Origin of the sequence: Aeromonas enteropelogenes (assembly GCF_000819845.1) — a bacterium.
GTDB classification, from domain to species: Bacteria; Pseudomonadota; Gammaproteobacteria; order Enterobacterales; family Aeromonadaceae; genus Aeromonas; species Aeromonas enteropelogenes.
Window position 1 is genome coordinate 30237 of sequence record NZ_CDCG01000011.1, and the last position, 18152, is coordinate 48388.

Annotated in this window: 15 protein-coding genes; 9 read left to right on the top strand and 6 right to left on the bottom strand. The window is 61.9% G+C overall.

Annotated features, from left to right (window positions below; translation table 11 throughout):
* Positions 1-23 precede the first annotated feature (23 nt).
* From BN1123_RS03600 to BN1123_RS03630, 7 genes are all read left to right on the top strand, one after another.
* On the top strand, positions 24-3968 hold the full coding sequence (locus BN1123_RS03600) for a non-ribosomal peptide synthetase (protein ID WP_042025415.1): 3945 nt from the start codon (positions 24-26) through the stop codon (positions 3966-3968).
* Positions 3965-4822: a hypothetical protein gene (locus BN1123_RS03605; RefSeq protein ID WP_042025416.1), complete on the top strand. Its 858-nt coding sequence runs from the start codon at positions 3965-3967 to the stop codon at positions 4820-4822. Before BN1123_RS03600 ends, BN1123_RS03605 begins: the two co-directional genes overlap by 4 nt.
* 235 nt (positions 4823-5057) lie before the next feature.
* Positions 5058-6146 carry a pyruvate dehydrogenase (acetyl-transferring) E1 component subunit alpha gene (gene pdhA, locus BN1123_RS03610; RefSeq protein WP_042025417.1) on the top strand — a complete coding sequence of 363 codons (1089 nt, stop codon included), beginning with the start codon at positions 5058-5060 and terminating at the stop codon, positions 6144-6146.
* Positions 6139-7122, top strand: a complete 984-nt coding sequence (locus tag BN1123_RS03615) for an alpha-ketoacid dehydrogenase subunit beta (RefSeq protein WP_042025418.1) — start codon at positions 6139-6141, stop codon at positions 7120-7122. The genes pdhA and BN1123_RS03615 overlap by 8 nt, the downstream gene beginning before the upstream one ends.
* On the top strand, positions 7119-8219 hold the full coding sequence (locus BN1123_RS03620) for a dihydrolipoamide acetyltransferase family protein (protein ID WP_042025419.1): 1101 nt from the start codon (positions 7119-7121) through the stop codon (positions 8217-8219). Before BN1123_RS03615 ends, BN1123_RS03620 begins: the two co-directional genes overlap by 4 nt.
* Positions 8220-8425: 206 nt before the next feature.
* Positions 8426-8635 (top strand): cold-shock protein, encoded by a 210-nt coding sequence (locus BN1123_RS03625; protein ID WP_005302803.1) that lies wholly within the window; start codon positions 8426-8428, stop codon positions 8633-8635.
* 91 nt (positions 8636-8726) lie between these two features.
* Positions 8727-9026, top strand: a complete 300-nt coding sequence (locus BN1123_RS03630; protein WP_042025420.1) for a hypothetical protein — start codon at positions 8727-8729, stop codon at positions 9024-9026.
* Here BN1123_RS03630 and BN1123_RS03635 read toward each other — a convergent pair.
* Complete coding sequence (locus tag BN1123_RS03635; protein WP_026457400.1) at positions 9013-9261, bottom strand: TIGR02647 family protein; 249 nt, start codon at positions 9259-9261, stop codon at positions 9013-9015. The genes BN1123_RS03630 and BN1123_RS03635 overlap by 14 nt on opposite strands.
* Before the next feature lie 246 nt (positions 9262-9507).
* Between BN1123_RS03635 and BN1123_RS03640 the strand changes: the two genes are divergently transcribed.
* Positions 9508-10062: a hypothetical protein gene (locus BN1123_RS03640; RefSeq protein WP_042025422.1), complete on the top strand. Its 555-nt coding sequence runs from the start codon at positions 9508-9510 to the stop codon at positions 10060-10062.
* A gap of 153 nt (positions 10063-10215) precedes the next feature.
* Entirely contained in the window at positions 10216-10608 is a 393-nt protein-coding gene (locus tag BN1123_RS03645; RefSeq protein ID WP_026457402.1) for a DUF2750 domain-containing protein, read from the top strand.
* Positions 10609-10695: 87 nt separating this feature from the next.
* On the opposite strand, the gene BN1123_RS03650 is transcribed toward BN1123_RS03645, so the two are convergent.
* The 5 genes from BN1123_RS03650 to BN1123_RS03670 form a co-directional block, all read right to left on the bottom strand.
* Positions 10696-12546: an extracellular solute-binding protein gene (locus tag BN1123_RS03650; RefSeq protein WP_042025423.1), complete on the bottom strand. Its 1851-nt coding sequence runs from the start codon at positions 12544-12546 to the stop codon at positions 10696-10698.
* A gap of 128 nt (positions 12547-12674) precedes the next feature.
* On the bottom strand, positions 12675-13568 hold the full coding sequence (locus BN1123_RS03655; protein WP_042025424.1) for an EamA family transporter: 894 nt from the start codon (positions 13566-13568) through the stop codon (positions 12675-12677).
* Positions 13569-13708: 140 nt separating this feature from the next.
* Entirely contained in the window at positions 13709-14455 is a 747-nt protein-coding gene (locus BN1123_RS03660) for a DeoR/GlpR family DNA-binding transcription regulator (RefSeq protein WP_042025426.1), read from the bottom strand.
* A gap of 228 nt (positions 14456-14683) precedes the next feature.
* Positions 14684-17116 (bottom strand): formate C-acetyltransferase/glycerol dehydratase family glycyl radical enzyme, encoded by a 2433-nt coding sequence (locus tag BN1123_RS03665; protein ID WP_042025427.1) that lies wholly within the window; start codon positions 17114-17116, stop codon positions 14684-14686.
* 45 nt (positions 17117-17161) lie between these two features.
* Positions 17162-18058, bottom strand: a complete 897-nt coding sequence (locus BN1123_RS03670; protein ID WP_042025428.1) for a glycyl-radical enzyme activating protein — start codon at positions 18056-18058, stop codon at positions 17162-17164.
* Between the last annotated feature and the right edge of the window lie 94 nt (positions 18059-18152).

Below are 18152 nucleotides of genomic sequence, written 5' to 3' on the forward strand. Positions count from 1 at the left end.
CGATGTTGCGCAAGGATATTCCCATGGAACAGACAATGGCGATGCGTGCCCCGTACCAGGGCGGGGACAAGCCGCGCTGGCCACTCACCACGGCGCAGGCGGGCATCTGGTTTGCCCAGCAAAAGTACCCGGAGAGTCCGGCTTGCAACACGGGAGAGTACTGGCTGCTGGAGGGGACGCTCGCCCCTCACCACTTCATCCGGGCGGTGCGTCAGACGCTCGATGAGATCCCCGGTCTGCACTGCGCCTTTGTGGCAACGGGGGAGGGCCCCTTCATGGAGGCCAACCCCGCCTGCTGGCAGATGGCAGAGCGGGATCTGCGCCGTGAGGCCGATCCGCTCGCAGCTGCGCAGGTAGAGATGGAAACCCTGTTGGCGACCCCCTTCAATCTGGCCGAGGGCCCGCTCTTTGCCACTACCCTCTACCGCCTTGCCGACCGGCAGTGGGCCTGGTTTATCGCGGTGCACCATATCGCTATCGACGGTTTTGGCCTGCGCCTGATCTGCCAACGCGTGGCGCTCTGGTACGAAGAGCTCTGCTGCGGGGGTCTGCCAGCCCCATGCCGTTATGCCACCCAGACCGAGCTGCTGGCTGAAGAGGTTGATTATCAGGCATCCCCCCGTGCCGCGCGGGATCTCGACTTCTTCGTGCAGCAGTTGGCTGGCGTGGAGAGCCCGGCGTCGCTCTCCCGTCGTCCGGTGCAGGGACCGGGAGACATCCATCGCCTCGAGCAGCGTTTGGCTGGCCGACTGTGGCAGGCTCTGGTGGCACGGGCTGGCTGCTCTTCCTGCCATCCATACAGCCTCTTGCTGGCGGCGGTAGCCAGCTATATACACCGGATGAGCGGCGCTGGCGAGGTAGTGCTGGGGATCCCCCTGATGGGGCGGCTGGGCTCACAGGCTGCCGATACCCCCTGCATGAAGGTCAATGTGCTGCCCCTTCACATCGAGGTGACAGGGGCAAGCCGGGTTGGCGAGCTGCTGGCGCAGGTAGAGCGGCAATTTGCCGCCCTGCGTCGCCATCAGGGTTGTCGTCAGGAGCATTTGCAGCAGCGTCAGCCCGGGCTGCCTCTCTTTGGCCCTCAGGTCAACCTGATGCCCTTTACCCGCACCCTGACTTTTGGCGAGGTACGCGGCGAGGTGCGGGTACTGGCGGCGGGGCCGGTGGAAGAGTGTGCCTTTTACTTTGCCGAGGAGGCAGGCGACGTCACCCTGACCCTTGAGACCCATCAGGGGCGCTTCAGCCGTCAGGAGAGTGAGCGCCATCTGGCCCGTCTGGTGGTCTATCTGGAGGCCTGGAGTGATGCCGGTGACGACATTGAGGCCGTGCGTCTGCCGCTGCTGCTGGCTTGTGAGCAGGCCGAATTGGCACGCTGGAACGAGACCAGCCATCCGTTACCATCCACCACGCTGAGCACCCTGCTAGGCGAGGGGTTGGCCGCGGCCAACCCCGCCGCCATCGCCCTTGAATGTAGTGAGGAGCGCTGGTCAGTGGCCGAGCTGCGCCAGGGCACTCGCCAGCTGGCCAGCTATCTGGTGGGGAGGGGGATAGGTCCCGGTTGCCGGGTGGCGGTGGTGATCCCCCGCTCGCCCGAGCTCATCTTGGCCCAGCAGGCCATCATGGCGGTGGGGGCCGTCTATGTGCCGGTCGATCCAGACTATCCGGCAGAGCGGATCGGCTACATTCTGGCGAGTAGCGCACCTGCGCTGTTATTGACTTGCCGAGCCCTGGCCATGTCGGTGGCGCCCGATATACCTGCCGTCTGCCTTGATGCACCGGAGGTGGCGAAGACGCTGGCGGCGGTGGCTCCCTGCACCTTGCCGGCCCCCAAACCGGAAGATGCCGCCTACATCATCTACACCTCGGGTTCGACCGGCCGCCCCAAGGGGGTGGTGGTGAGCCACGCCGCCATCGTCAACCGACTGCTCTGGATGCAACATATGTATCCCATCGGCCCAGCGGATCGAGTGCTGCAAAAGACGCCGGCCGGTTTTGATGTCTCCATCTGGGAGTTCTTCTGGCCTGTTATGACGGGGGCGCGATTGGTGCTCGCCAAACCGGGCGGCCACAAGGATCCCGCTTATCTTGCCGCGCTTATCGAACAGGCGGGGATCACCACCTTGCACTTCGTTCCCTCCATGTTGCAGATCTTCGTCGGTCAGGCCGAGCCCAAGCGTTGCCGCACCTTGCGCCAGGTCTTCTGCTCCGGCGAGGCGCTGCCGGCCGATCTGGTGCAGCGCTGGTATGGCGCTTTTGCCGCGCCCCTGCACAACCTCTATGGCCCGACCGAGGCGGCAGTGGATGTCACCTGGTACCCTTGCCGTGCGGATGAGGCGGTGACCAGCGTGCCCATCGGCTATCCGGTCTGGAATACCTGTATCCATATTCTCGATCCCTGGCTGCAGCCAGTGCCACCCGGTGTAGCGGGAGAGCTCTGGATAGGGGGCGTACAGGTGGCAGAAGGCTATTTCGGACAGCCTGAGCTTACCGCCGAGCGCTTTATTGCCAACCCCTTCGGGGCGGGGCGTCTCTATCGAAGCGGCGATCTGGCCTCCTGGCGCGAGGATGGCGCCATCGAGTATCTGGGGCGCCTCGATTTTCAGGTGAAGATCCGCGGTCAGCGCATCGAGCTGGAGGAGATTGAGCAGGTGTTGCTGCAACATCCCAGCGTGGCGCAGGCAGTGGTGCTGGCCCCCGAGTTTGCCCAAGGCGATCGCCGCCTGGTGGCCTATGTGGTGGCCGCCGATGAGGGGGAGTTGACGCTGGCAGAGCTGACGCCTGCGCTCAGTGCCGCGCTACCCGACTACATGGTGCCGGGGCTGCTGGTGACTCTGGCCGAGCTGCCGCTCACTCCCAACGGCAAGCTGGATCGCAAGGCATTGCCGCTGCCAGATCTTGCTACCGCAGTTGGCCAGCAGTTGCCGCGAACCCTGCTGGAGGAGCGGCTCTGCCGTCTCTTTGCCGAGGTGCTGGGGCTGGTGCGGGTCGGCGCCGGGGATAACTTCTTTGCTCTCGGCGGCCACTCTCTGCTGGCAGCGCAACTGGTGGTACGCATTGAAGAGGCGCTCGGCCAGACGCTTTCCCTGGCCAGCCTGTTCGAAACACCTAGCCCTGCTCAGTTGGCACGGCATCTTGGCGGCGAGCGAGAAGGGATGCCAATGCTGTTGCCACTCAGGGGGCGCAGGGAGGAGGCGGTGCTATCCGGTCCAACCCTTTTCTGTGTCCATCCCGCCGGTGGCCTTGGCTGGTGTTATGCCTCGCTGGTGGCCCATCTACCTACCAGCATGGCGGTCTATGCCCTGCAGGCCCGGGCCCTCTGCCAGCCGGATGCCCCTTTGCCTGCCACATTCGATGAGCTGGCGCTTGACTATGTGACCGAGCTGCGTCGCCATCAGAGCGAGGGGCCTTACTGGCTGCTTGGCTGGTCGATAGGTGGCATGCTGGTTCACAGGATGGCGGCCATGCTGCAAGAGCAGGGGCAGGAGGTGGCCATGGTGTTGCTGCTCGATGCCTATCCCTGTCACCAGTGGCACACCCGGCCGCTGCCCGACGAGCAGCACATGCTCGATGCTCTGCTGCGGATGGGAGGCATTGCCGTGTCGGACGCGGCGCTGGGTTCCCTCACTCGTGAAGAGGTGGTTGCCCGGTTGGGGGAAGAAGGAAGTGCGCTGGCCATGCTCGATGGGCAAGTGGTGAGCGCCATGATCGGGCTGATTGACCACAATAACCGGCTGATCCGCCAGCCTGTCGACTATTGCTATCACGGAGAGGTGATCTTTATCGAGGCGGTGGGCTCCCGTCAGCCCTGGCTGGATGGCCGTGGCTGGGAGACCCTGACGCGAGGGACGATCCACTATCAGCACTTCCCGTGTCTGCATCAGGAGATGGTGCATCCTGACTGGCTGGCGAAGATAGGTGAGCTTGTCTGCAAGCGCCTTCAGGCAGCAGAGCGGGAGGTGCAGTCGTGACCCCGGTCGCGGCCATCAGGGAAGCGCTGCTGGCAGGCAAGCTGGTGGGGCTTGGGGAGCCGCACTGGCACCCCGCATTTATCAGGCGCCAGCACGCCTGGCTTTGCGATCCGATGCTCTGGGGGGTGATGACGGATCTGGTGCTTGAGTGCGGCAACCGCCGCCATCAGGGTCTGCTAGACGCCTGGCTGGCGGGAGCAGATTGCTGGCAGGGAGCACCGCTCACGCTGGAGAGCCTCTATCCGGTCTGGCTGGACTCCAGCGCTTTCACCGCCTGGATGCCCCCCGAGTTTCCAGCCCTCTTTGCTGCCTTGCGCCAGAGCAATCTGGCGCGTCCTGCGCAACTGCGGTTGCGGGTTCATCTGTGCGAGCTGCCATTTGAGTGGCAGGAGCTGACTCCCGAGGCGTGGCAATATCACAACAGGGGGCGGGATCAGGCGATGGCCGACTGTATCGCCGGGTTGCCCGAGCGCGGTGTGGTGGTGCTGGCGGGAGCGCGCCATCTGCTCAAAGCGGCGGGCGATCCCCATTTCTCGCTGCCAAGCCTTGGTCAGTTGCTGGAGATGGTCAATCCGGGGCGATTGCATGTGCTTTATCCCTGGCTCACTTCAGCTCCGCTGGGGGAGGGAGTCAGCGGGGTGGACGGGCTTACTACGGCCGAGATCTTTCCTCACTGGCCGGTCCAGCTCCCCCTCGACTCACTTATCGATCAACGGGTCTGGGTCGCAGGCGCCGAACGGCAGATACAGACTTGTCCGATCCTGCAGACAGAACCCTGGCGAAGCAGGTTGCGTGCCCGGGTTCCCTTGTTGCCTCCGAGAATAGCCAGCCAGCTGACACGCTGGCTGGATTGATACCAGGGAGTTCGACTCCCTTTTGGGTGTATTGGCGTTCTGTATCAGCCCCTGAAAACCTGCACCATTTACGGCATCACGCCACCTCTCTCGACGAAAATTCAATTTATTTACTATTTCAAAGAAGTTTACACTGGTCTTACCTGGCTGATTCCCTTTGCTTTTTCATTAACATGATATTTACATTTGAGGTGTCACCACTCCCGGTGGCGTTCTCAACGGCAAGGAGCCAGTTATGACCCATGTCGACATCCCTTTCCTTCGTTACCTCGATGCGGAAGGGGGCCAGGTTGCTAACCTGCCGACCTGGCTGGACAAGGCGATACTGCACACCTTCTACCGCAACATGGTGATGGTGCGCAGCTATGACAAGAAAGCGATCGCGCTGCAGCGAACCGGCAAGCTCGGTACATTCCCCTCCCATCTCGGGGCGGAGGCGGTCGGCGTCGGCATTGGTCTTGCCATGCAGCCGCAGGATGTCTATGTGCCCTACTACCGGGATATGCCCACCCTCTACGTGCGGGGCGTGCCCATGGAGAAGAACCTGCAGTATTGGGGAGGGGATGAGAGGGGCAGCTATTTTCTCAAGGCTGACGGCACTCCCTCGGAGGATCTTCCCATCTGCGTACCTATCGCCACCCAGATCACCCATGCCTGCGGCATTGCCGCCGCGTTCAAGCTGCGCAACCAGCCCAGGGTTGCCGTGGTCACCATCGGCGATGGTGGCACCTCCAAGGGGGACTTTCTGGAGGGGCTCAACTGCGCCGGCGTCTGGCATCTGCCCATGGTCATCATCATCAACAACAATCAGTGGGCCATCTCGGTGCCCCGCAAGTTGCAGTCGAGCGCCCCGACCCTGGCCCAGAAAGGAATCGGGGCCGGAGTGCGCAGCCTGCAGGTCGATGGCAACGATGTGGTCGCTGTCTACGATGCCGCTCGCAGCGCCATCGAGCGGGCTCGCACCGGCAAGGGGCCGACCCTGATCGAGGCGGTGAGCTATCGCCTCGGGGATCACACCACCGCCGACGATGCCACTCGCTATCGTGACGGGGCTGAAGTTGAGGCCGCCTGGGCCCGCGAGCCGGTCAAACGGCTGCGGCAGTTCATGCACAGCCAAGGGTGGTGGGATGAACAGCAGGAGCAGGCGCTGTTGGCCGAGGCGAGCCAGGAGGTGGAGCAGGCAGTGGCACGTTACGAGGCGATGCAACCCCAACCACCGGAGGCACTGCTTGATTATCACTACGCCGAACTGCCCGCCGAGCTGCTGCCCCAGCGCGAGCGGATCATAGCCAAGGGGATGAAGTGGGAGGCTGGCCATGAGTGAGATGAGTCTGCTGGAAGCGGTCAATATGGCTCTGCACTACGAGATGGAACATGACCCCGACGTGGTGGTGCTGGGGGAGGATGTGGGGGTCAATGGCGGGGTGTTTCGCGCTACTGTGGGCCTTCGCGACAAGTTCGGTTTCAAGCGGGTGATAGATACGCCACTGGCCGAGGGGCTGATCGCCGGGGTGGCGGTCGGCATGGCGACCCAGGGACTCAAGCCGGTGGCCGAGTTCCAGTTTCAGGGGTTTATCTTCCCCGGCATGGAGCAGATCATCTGCCAGGCGGCCCGAATGCGCAACCGTACGCGCGGCCGACTCTCCTGTCCCATCGTTTATCGTTCACCCTATGGTGCCGGCATCCACTCACCCGAGCACCACAGCGAGAGCGTCGAGGCGCTGTTTGCCCATATTCCGGGGCTGCGGGTGGTTATCCCCTCCAGCCCGCGGCGCGCCTACGGCCTGCTGCTCTCGGCCATCCGCGATCCGGATCCCGTGATGTTCTTCGAGCCAGATCGCATCTATCGCTCCATGAAGTCCGACGTGGTGGATGACGGTATCGGCCTGCCCCTGGATGTCTGTTTTACTCTAAGGCCCGGGCGGGACATCACGGTTGTTGCCTGGGGGGCCTGCGTGCAGGAGGTGATGCGGGCGGCGAACCTGCTGGCCGAGCAGGATATCCAGTGCGAGGTACTGGATCTGGCTACCATCAAGCCGCTGGACATGGAGACTATCCTGGCTTCGGTGCGCAAGACCGGCCGCCTGCTGGTGGTGCACGAGGCGTGTGGCAGTTTTGGCGTGGGCGCCGAGATTGTGGCGCGAGCGACCGAGCAGGCATTGACCTCCCTCAAGGCACCGCCAAAGCGCCTGACCGGGGTGGATGCGGCCGTGCCCTATTATCGCAACGAAGAGTATTACCTCATCACCGAGCAGGATATCGCGGATGCGGCTCACCAGCTGATGGAGAACTGGTCATGAAATTTTTCAAATTACCGGATCTGGGCGAAGGACTGGCCGAGGCCGAGATTGTTGAGTGGAAGGTGAAGGTCGGCGATACCGTGGCGGTCGATCAGGTGTTGCTCTCGGTCGAAACGGCCAAGGCGCTGGTGGACGTGCCTTCACCGGTGGCGGGGGTGATCGCCCGCCTGTGCGGCGAGGAGGGGGATATCCTCCATATCGGCGCCCCGCTGGTGGAATTTGAAGGGGGCGAGGATGACGGCACAGTAGTGGGCAAGGTGAGCGCCCATCAGCATCATATCGAGGATCACTTCGTGGTGGGGGCCATTGCGCCCGGCGGCACTCTGGTGCGGGCCATGCCTGCGGTGCGCCTGCTGGCCCAGAAATTGGGGCTGGATATCGAGCGACTCAAGGGGAGCGGCAATGCCGGCATGGTGACCGAGCAGGATGTGCAGGCGGCCTTCGAAGCGATGCAGGGTAGTGGCAACGAATTTCTCAAGGGATCGCGCCGGGCCATGGCCAAGGCGATGGAGATCTCCCATCAGACGGTGGTGCCGGTCAGCATCACCGACGAGGTGGATTTGCGTCACTGGCGAGCCGATGAAGACGTGACGGTACGTCTCATCAAGGCCATCGGCGTGGCCTGTCGTGCCGAGCCCTCCATGAACGCCTGGTTCGATGGTGAGACCCTGTCAAGGCGGCTGTTCAACGAGGTCAATGTGGCCATTGCGGTGGATTCCAGACATGGGCTCTATGTGCCCGTGATGGAGAACGTAGCCGAGCGGGAAGGGGCCGACATCCGCCAAGGGCTGGATCGGATGATAGCCGACGTGAAGGCCCGTGCTGTGCCGCGCGAGATGCTGCAGGGGGCGACCATCACGCTGACCAACTTTGGCGCCATCGCGGGTCGCTACGCCAGCCCCATAGTGACGCCCCCCCAGGTGGCCATCATAGGGGCCGGGAAATTGTTCGAAAAAGTGGTCTTCATTCACGGGGAGGCCAGACCGGTTCGGGCACTGCCTTTGTCGATGACGTTTGACCACAGAGCCTGCACCGGTGGTGAGGCGGCACGCTTCCTAAAAACCCTGGTACAAGCACTGGAAGCGCCGAGTCTGTAAACGATTGTGCCCTGCTCCCGCAGGGCACAAATTTGTTTGCGTAATCTACAAAGCCACGTATAATCCTATCCAGCTTGAAAGGGCGATAGTTATGTCAATGAATTTGATGTTTTACATCTTTTCCTGTTGTTCATAAGTTAATCCCGTTTTTTGAGCTTTACCCGCTGAAAAGCATAAGTAATTATTTTGAATACAGGTTTAAAGATATGTCTAACATGATCACCGGTACCGTTAAGTTTTTCAACGAAACCAAAGGTTTTGGCTTCATCCAGCAAGAAAACGGCCCGGACGTTTTCGTTCACTTCAGCGCCATTCAAGGTAACGGTTTCCGTACCCTGGCTGAAGGTCAGCGCGTACAGTTCTCTGTGACCCAAGGTCAGAAAGGCCCGCAGGCTGAGAACGTAACTGCTCTGTAATCTTACAGAATTTAAGAAAGCCGTGGTGCCTCAGGTACCACGGCTTTTTGTTTATCTGGAGCTCGTCAGGGCTCAGGACGCGGGTTGAATCATGCTGTTGCCACTGCTGATCCTTGCTACCTCCATGTCGACACCGGAAGTGCCGGTGCAAACTGCCATGCAGGCACAAAGTGTCTGCCGGCAATTCGTGGCGGTGCGCCTGGGCAGTGATCGCCAGCCTGACGAGATACAGGCCCGGCCTCTGCCTGGCAAGGAAGGGGAGTGGCTGGTGGACGGCAAAGTAAAAGGACCCGAAGGTCCTTTGCTGTTTGCCTGTCACCTGCATCAGGGACGGCATTGGAAATTGCTGAATTTTTCGCTCTGGGCACCGCAACCCGTCAAACAGGCTTGAGTGCGACCAGCAGGTGCTGCAGATGCTCCACCATGGTCATGCCAAACGGGGTGAGATAGCCGCCATCTTCCGCGCTGATGAGTCCCTGTTGATGCAGGCGAGCCGCCGCCTGGCACAGCTCCTCGGACATATCGCTGCGCAACTTGATCCCCAGGCTCATGTTGGCTGGATCAAAGCAAGCCAGTATCTTCAACTGGTTTATCACGTCATCCGAAATCTGATCGATACCAATCATGGATCCACTCCTTACGCTAAAGATGTAAGCAAACTAGCATCCCTGTCGCCACTTTAGTGGGCGCTGGCTCAAATTATTGCGCTTTGCAGGGGGCGTATGGGGTGAATGATGTTTTTTTGGTCGTTATCAAGTACTTGGCGTTCGGTTTATCGAAAGGTTTGGGTCGTACAAACATGATAGGATAGGTCACTCCTTTTATATCGGACGGTCCGTCGGCGACTGTTCGCTCGGTTCAAGGTATCGTCCATGGTCAAGATCACTCTGGTATCCCTGCTGCATTCGCTCTCTGCCCGTTTTCCCGTCTATCAGACGTCATTGCTGACATCCTTCCTGGACTCCTGCCAGGGGGAGGTATGGCTGCCCGCTCGCAAGGGGAGCGATGTCGCCCAGCTGCGCAAGCACGCCAAAGGGGCGTCGGCCGGTGAGCTGGCCTCCCTCGATGCGGGCTGGTGCGACTTTGCCACCGGCGCTAGTGGGGCCACGGCAGAGCTCGATGCCCTGGCCAACTATGATGCCGAGATGATGGACAACCTCCTGATGTATTGGCACAGCGCCGCCAAGATCAACAGTCCCATCACCGACAACCTGTTCGAACTGCGCCGCGAGGTGGTGGATGAAGCCCATGGCACCAAGCTGGCGCAGGCCTGGCAACAGCAGCAGCAACAGCGTTTCGAGCAGCTGATGGCCGCGGCGGCCAGTGGCCGTGATCAGCTTTGCTTTGTTGAGGTCGAATCCGCCTACTGGCTGCGCCAGAAGCTGAGCGAAGTGGCGGAGATCGAGCTGGTTACCCCCGAACTTTGACGAAATATCCTGGTAGGAGCCGCTATGTGGCGTGCTTCTGCCCTATTCTTGTGGGCGCCCCAACCCCTCATTCGGTGCCGGGGGCGGCGAGCTGGACAAGCTGACCACAAGATGTGAACATGGCGCCCTTTTATCGAGAGAGAGACTTGGCCGATGAGTTATGAACTGAGCGACACCGAGCGCAATGCCGCGCTGCAACTGAATGCCGACTACCGATACGATCACTTCATCAGCAAGCTGGTCGAGCATGAAGAGCTCTACGTGCTGACCGATGAGCACGGCGTCATGATGCTGACCACCGACGATGAAGACTGCATCCCGGTATGGCCGCATCCCGAGTACGCCAAGGCGTGGGCCGAAGGCGAGTGGGCCGACTGCAAGCCACAGTCCATCACCCTGAAGGTGTGGCTGGAGCGCTGGATCGACGGCATGGAGCAGGACGAGCTGTGTGTCGCCGTGTTCCCGACTCCGGATCAGGAAGGTATCGTGCTGGAGCCGGCCGACGTGGCCGACGCCATCGCCCAGAAGCAGGCCAAGCGCGGCTAAGCGACGGCGACCTGTTCCCGCAACCGGTCAGTTGCAATAACAAGACCCCGCCAATGAGCGGGGTCTTTTGTTGGGGGATAGGGGCGTTCAAGGCTGCAGGTAGGTTTTGTCTATTCGCACGACCGGGGGGAAAGTCTGGCCACGCTTGATGGCCGCCTTCGTCTCGGTTTTCAGGGCCTCGTCAATCCACAGCAGACCGCCGTAACTGTAGCCACTGTTGCCTCCATCGAGGGGCCAGTAGAGCAGTTCGCTCTTGGGCGTGGCGGGCACCTTGGGCAGCTTTATCCAGCGCCAGGCCCCTTCCCGGGTATAGGGCACCTGATAGGCTGGCACGAAGCTGGCCAGCTCATAGAGCCGCTGCTGGATCTGCCGTGACAGTGCCGCTTTTTTGGCGAAGTCGAACTCCTTGTCGTACTGTTCCACCAGGGTCGAGATTGCGTCATCATCTATGTTCATGATGTTGTTGGTCTGGGGCTTGTTGGCGTTGACCTTGTGGAAAAACTCCCAATACGCAGGATAACGGCCACCGCTCCAGGCCATCCAGGCACTCTGGTGTTTCTTCTCCAGCATGGATTTGAAGCCGGCCGAGGCATCCATCAGGTTGAGCTCGAGATTGAGTCCCGCCTTTTTCGCCTCTTCGCGCAGCAGGGTCAGGCGCTGGGCATGTTCCGCCGTAGTGTAGGTGATGGTCAGGGTCAGCGGTTGTCCCTTGTCATCCTGCAAGATCCCGTTTGGCCCCGCCTTGCTGAAGCCAGCCTTGGCAAAGTATTCCCGGGCGAGTTTGGGGTCGAAGGGGCGCGCCTTGATCTCGGTATTGGTAAAATCCCCCTGGCCCGAGCCGTAACTGTTGAGACGCTGATAATCTCCCCGCAGCAGGGTGGTGAGCATCTTGTCGAGGTTGAGGGCGTACTGGATGCCGAGCCGCACGTTGAGATCTCGCAGCAAGGGATCCGCCGTGTTGAGGTAGAGCCCCATGGGAGATTGCGGGGTCTGGTTATAGAACCAGGTCCGCTCGATATAGCCCTTCTCGAACTCGGGAACCTTGGTCTTGTCGTGCCACCAGTTGGGCATGGTCAGGCCAAAGGTGTCGAGATCGCCGCGCAGAAAGTGCTGCCAGGCGATGTTCTGATCCCGCAGTACCTTGATCTCGATCCTGTCCGGGTTGAAGCGATACTGAAAGTAGCGCTCCTCATCTCCCCACCAATCCTTGACCCGCTCCAGGGTGATGGACTTGCCCTTTTTCACCTCGCCGATCCGGTAGGCGCCGGTGACCGGCAAGACCTTCCAGTTGTACTCCTTGACCCAGTTGGCGGTGAGCTTGATGGCGTGGCTCGGTACCGGGGTGAAGGGCAGGGAGTCCAGCAAATCTTGCCGGCTCTTCTCGCTGCCGCTGGTGATGGCCAGGGTATGATCATCAAATTTGGTGACGTCGGTTATCTGGGTGCTGTAGTAGTTGTTGTACCAGGGGTCGTTGATCTCCTTGCTGCGCAGCATCTTGAGGGCGAACAGCCAGTCATCGGCGGTGACCGGCTTGCCGTCCGACCAGCGCGCCTTGGGGTTGATGCGAAAATAGAGGGTCTTGTTGTCGGGTCCGAAGGCCCACTCATTGGCCAGCAGCGGCATGGGATTGCCGGTCAGCGGATGGGTACCGAGCAGAGGCAGGTTGGTCTCCCTGACATAGCCGGCAAAGCCGCCATTGGAGTCGGGCCCGTAGACGCGCAGGGTGAGCGGGAAACTGGTCATGAAAGTGTGGAAGGTGCCGCCCCGTTTGGCCGCCGGATCCCCATAGACGGGATCCGTGTTGTTGCTCTCCCACGTGAGATCGGCCGGCAGGGCGGCGCTCCAGCCAATCTGGCTCCAGCACAGGGTCAGGGTGATGGCGGTGGCGCGGATCAGATAGGGGAAGGCTCGCCCCCCGGCGGCGATGGTCGATGGCATATCCTTGCTCTCCTGTTGGCTGCATCCTGCAGATCACTCATGGGTGACACCACTCCCGATGGGGATTGGGCCATCATGGAAATTTTCCCCGAGCGGGTCAATGGTCAGAGGCAAATAACGCGAAGCAATCAAGGGGTTGGCTGTGGCCTCAACCAGCGCAGCCGTCCCCCCAGCAGGTGCACCACGAAGCCGAGCAGCACCAGGGCCGAGCCCAGCCACTGCAAGGGGGTGGGGTGTTCGTCCAGCAACAGGGCCGCCGCCACCATGCCGACGCAGGGCACCAGCAGGGAGAGGGGAGCCACCTGCGCCACCGGGTAGCGCATCAGCAGCCGCCCCCACAGGCCGTAGCCGAGCCAGGTGGCGATCAGCGAGAGGTAAAGCACGCAGAGTACTCCCTGCCAGCTGATGTGTTGCAGGCTGCTCGTGATGCGTTCGGGCCCCTCGAACAACCAGGAGAGGGCGAGAAACGGCACAATGGGCACCAGGCCACCCCAGGCGATGAGGCTCGGCAGGGCGGCTTGATAGCGCAGACCAATCTGGCGATTGATCACGTTGCCAAGGCCCCAGCAGGCTGCGGCGCAGAGGGTCAGGGCAAAGCCGAGCAGGGTCAGGTTACCCGCCCCCTGGGTCGCGATAAGGTAGAGCCCGGCACCTGCCAGCGGCAGGGCAACCCAGTGGTGGGGTTGCCAGCGCTCCCCCAGCCAGAACATGGCAAACAACAGGGTGAAGAGCACCTGGGATTGCAGCACCAGGGAGGCCATGCCCGCCGGCATGCCGAATTTCATGGCGCAAAACAGGAAGGCAAACTGGCCCAGGCTGATGGTGCCGCCATAGGCGAGCAACCAGCGCCAGGGGAGAGCGGGTCTTGGTACCAGCAAGATGGCGGGGAAGACGACGCCGATAAAGCGCAGCGCCCCCAGCAGCAGTGGCGGGATCCCCTCCAGCCCCCACTTGATCACTACGAAGTTGAGCCCCCAGCAGAGGATGACCAGGGCGGCTAGACATTTATCCTTGATGTGCATCTTGGGTCCTTGTGCGAGAGACGCCGCCCACAGGTGGTCTGTCTGCGGGCGGCGCAAGGGGTTGAGCATACTCCGGGCAGGGTGGCGGGCGTCAAGTCATCCGGCTGCGCGGGACGCCGGGGTTGGCCTGATTAGCGGCTTCAGGCCGTGACGCAGTGCAGGGTGAGGCCGCGCGCCGCGAGCGCCGCCCGCATGGGGGCAGGCAGGGCATCGTCGGTGACCAGCACGCCGATCTCGCCGGGTTTGCCGAGGGGGCTCGGGTGAATGGCGCCAAACTTGCTGCTGTCGGTGATGACCACATTGGTTACTCCCTTGGCCAGCACGCTGTTGACCACATCGGCCCGCATCATGTCCCGGCTGGTGAATCCCACCTCAGGGTGAAAGCCATCGACCCCGATAAAGGCTTTGGAGAAGTGCACCTGCTCGATGCAAAGGCGGGTCAAAGGGCCCACCACGCTCTCGCTCTGGTGCTGGAACAGGCCGCCGAGCAGCACTACCTGGGCCTGGGTGTCTTTGAGCAGATGGGCGATATAGCTGCTGATGGTGATGATGGTGACCCGCTTGTGCAGGGCCAGGTGGCGGGCCAGCAGGGCGTTGGCGCTGCCCCCCTCGATAAAGACCGTCTCGCCATCTTCCACCAGCTGGGCCGCCCGCTCGGCGAGGCGCTCTTTGAGCAGGTAGTTGATGTTCATCCGGGCGTCCGGGTCATCGCTTTCCAGCGCCATGGCCGAGCCATGCACCCGTTTGAGCAGACCCTGTTTTTCCAAGGCGGTGAGATCGTTGCGCACCGTGACTTCCGATACGCCGGTATGTTGCGCCAGCTCGGCGACGCTCATCTTGCGGGCCTGATGGACCAGGGTGAGGATCTGTTGGTGGCGTGGGTTCATGGGGGCTCGCATACAAGAGTCGGTGATGGCAGGAGCGCTTGGCGCCTGCCGCTAACATGGGTCCGGCCTCATCGATGTGCCTTGAAGCAGCGACATATGAGCCAGGCGGGCAATCATAACATCTTGCCCTCTGTCCGTGGAGCCGGGATGGCCAGGACAGGGGTATGGTACAGGTGGCGTGCTCCTCTGCCAAAAAAGGCGGGAGGGCATGGACCCTCCCGTCCATTGTCAGAGGCTGTGTTCGGTGCGGGCGATGATGTCGTCTTGGGCATCCGGAGAGAGGGCCGTAAAGAAGGCCGAGTAACCGGCCACTCGCACCACCAGATCCCGGTATTGATCCGGGTTGGCCTTGGCCGCCAGCAGAGTCTCCCGCGAGACGATGTTGTACTGCACGTGCCACCCCTTGTGCACCTCGAAGAAGGTGCGCAGCAGGCTCATCAGCTTGGCCTTGTCCCGTTCGTTCTCAAGGCTCGCCGGGCTCAGCTTCTGGTTGAGCAGCACGCCGCCGAGGATGGCCTGGGTGGGCAGCTTGCCGATGGAGTTGAACACCGCCGTTGGCCCCAGGCGATCCGAACCCGACGCGGGGCTTGCCCCCTCCGCCAGCGGGGTGCGGGCATGACGGCCATCTGGGGTAGCCATGGTGGCCGCGCCAAAGGGGACGTTGGCCGAGATGGAAGAGGTGCCGGCATAGTAGGTGCCGCCGATGGGACCGCGGCCGAAGCGGGTGTTGTGCAACCCCTTGAGCTCGTCGATGTAGCTCTGGTAGGCCGCAACCAGCAGCAGATCCACCTCGTCCAGATCGTTGCCGTATTTGGGGGCCGCGTTGGTGAGGCGCTGGCGCAGCTGCTCGCCGGCGAGCCCCGCAAAGTCCTGTTCCAGCGCATCGGCCAGCTCGCGTTGATCCACCATGCCCTGTTCGAACACCAGTTTCTTCAGCGCCGCCAGGCTGTTGCCCAGATTCGCGATCCCCACTTGCAGGCCGGAGACCCAGTCATAGATGGCGCCTCCCTCCTTGATGGTTTTGCCGCGCTCGATGCAGTCGTCCACCAGGGTGCTGCAGAGGATGTCGTGAGCTTGCGCTTCCAGCACGCTGTCGACCACGCAGTCGATCTCGATGGACTTGCGGGTGAAATAGCGTACCTGCTCGTCCCAGCGGGCCATCACCTCGTCAAAGTTGCTGAATGATCCTTCCCGCAGCGACTGCGACTGGGGCAGGAAGATCTTGCCCGTGGTGGCATCGCGGCCGCCATCCAGCGCCGCCAGCAGGATGCGGGCGAAGTTGATGAAGCTCATGCCGGTGCAGCGATAGCCCCATTTGCCGGGCACTGCGGTCTCGATGCAGCCGATGGCGGCGTAGTTGTGGGCATCCTCCACGCTCACGCCGAGCTTGATGAATTCGGGGATCACCACCTCGTCGTTGTTGAAGGCGGGCATGCCAAAGCCGCAGCGGATCACCTGGATGCAGGCATCGAGGAAATCTTCGCTCATGCCGGCATGGTAGCGCACCGAGAGGTTGGGCTGGGTGGAACGCAGCTGGCCGCAGGATTCGAGGATGGCGTAGGAGAGGCCGTTGACCGCGTCATGAGCCTGACCATCCTGCCAGACCTGGCCGCCAATCGTCACGTTTTGATAGAGCGGGCTGCCGGCGGAAGCTTTGGAGTGGGTGCCGGAGCGGATCTTGTTCACCTCCAGCAGTTTCAGCCAGCAGCCCTGCAGCAGCTCGATGGCGTGCTCGCGCGGCAGGGATTCTGACAGCTCCACTTCGCGGCGATACCAGGGGTAGAGGTACTGGTCCATCCGGCCAAAGGAGACCGAGTGGCCGTTGGATTCAATCTGCAGGATGAGCTGGATGAAGTAACACAGCTGCAGCGCCTGCCAGAAGGTCTCGGGAGGCTGGTGGGCGATATGGGCGCAGTTGAGCGATATGCTCTGCAGCTCGTCACGGCGCTCGGCGCACAATTCCTGCTCCGCCATGCCGCGAGCTAGGGTCGCGTAGCGCTCGATGTGGTTGCTCACTGCATCGAGGGTGATGGCAACGGCCTGCAAAAACTGCTCGCGCTGCAGATCCGCCCAGTCAGCCAGATCCAGCCGGCCGCGTCGCTCGGCCACCTTGACCTTGAACCCATCAAGCCCCAGGGTGAGCAGCTCCTCGTAGTTGACCGCGAGGTGGGCATCTCCCGAAGTCATGTTGCCCTCGGCCTTGATGATGCCGCTCTCCAGCAGCGCTTTTTGCTCGTCAGTAAAGAGGCCGTAGCAGCGATCCTGTACCGTCTGGCCGCGCCAGAAGGGAGTGAGGGCGTGGATAGCCTCCTTGTCCTCTTCGCTCACCGCAAAGCCGGCACCTGGCCTGTCTGCCAGCTCGTCGATCTCCTTCTCAATCCAGCTGACCGTGTACTCGGGAAAGAGCGGCGCGGCGCGCACCTGGCTTGCCTGGTTGCCGACGATGAGCTCGTCGTGCCTGATCCAGATGGTGCGCTCCTTGAGGTGGTGGGCCAACGCCAGGGCGCGGCGCACCGGTAGCGGGCGGGCGAGATGGGCCTGGTAGGCTTGTGTGTAGTGGCGGGCCCGCTCGGTGCAGACCGGCGGCTGGACTATGTGGATCAGGCTCTCCTTGTGGGCGCGGATCCGCGGGGTGAGGGTGGTGAGGTCGAGCTGGGTCATGATCTTATCCTCTGGTGGGTCTGTGTCTGCGTCATGGTGGTGTGCCTATCCCCGGGTGATGGGGGTCAGCCCCCGTTGCCGGGCGCAATCATGGGCAAAGGCGAGCAACTCGGGGGCATCAAGGGGTTGGCTGGGGGCCTGATAGGGCTGATCCAGCAGGGCATATTTGCCCATTCCCAAGGTGTGGTAGGGGAGAAAGTGGATCTCCTGCACGTTGCCAAGGCTCGCGGCGGTGGCGACGATGGCCGCGATGCTGGCCTCGTCGGCGTTGAAACCTGGAACAAGCGGTACCCGGATCTGCATGGGAATACCAGTCTTGGCGAGGCGTTTGAGGTTGTCTTGGACCCGCGCCACCTTGCCGCGGGTCCACTCGAAGAAACGCGCCTGGTCGACGTGTTTGAGGTCGGCCAGCACCAGATCCAGGTGGGGGAGGCTCGGCTCAATCTGGTGCCAGGGTACGTGCAGGCAGGTTTCCACCGCGGTATGCAATCCCTCCTGTTTGCAGCGGGCCAGCAGGGTGGCTGCGAAGTCGGGCTGCATAAAGGGCTCGCCACCGGAGAGGGTGACGCCACCGCCGCTGCGCTCGAAGAAGGGGCGATCCCGCAAGATGGTAGCCATGAGGCTCTCCAGGCTCTCTTCCCGGCCGCACACCTGCAGCGCCTCGCTCGGGCAGAGATCGCGCAGTCGTTCTACGTCCTGCTTAGCGAGGGCGGCACGATCCAGCTGAATGCCCCGGGTGTCACGCAAGATTGCCGGACAGGCCTGGCTGCAGAGCTGGCATCCCTCGATGCATTGGCGCCGGTCGAGTAGGATGTCCGGTCTGGGAGAGCGGCTTTCCGGGTTTTGACACCAGCGACAGGCCAGGGAACACCCCTTGAGAAACACCAGGGTGCGAATGCCGGGGCCATCGTGAGTCGAGTAACGTTGCAGGTCGAAAATCATACCGCCTCCTTTTGTTTTTATTTTATTTGCTTTCGTTCGAAAGTTGATTTGATTTTGATCAAGAGTTTTGTGGATGTTTTATCGCTAAAATGAC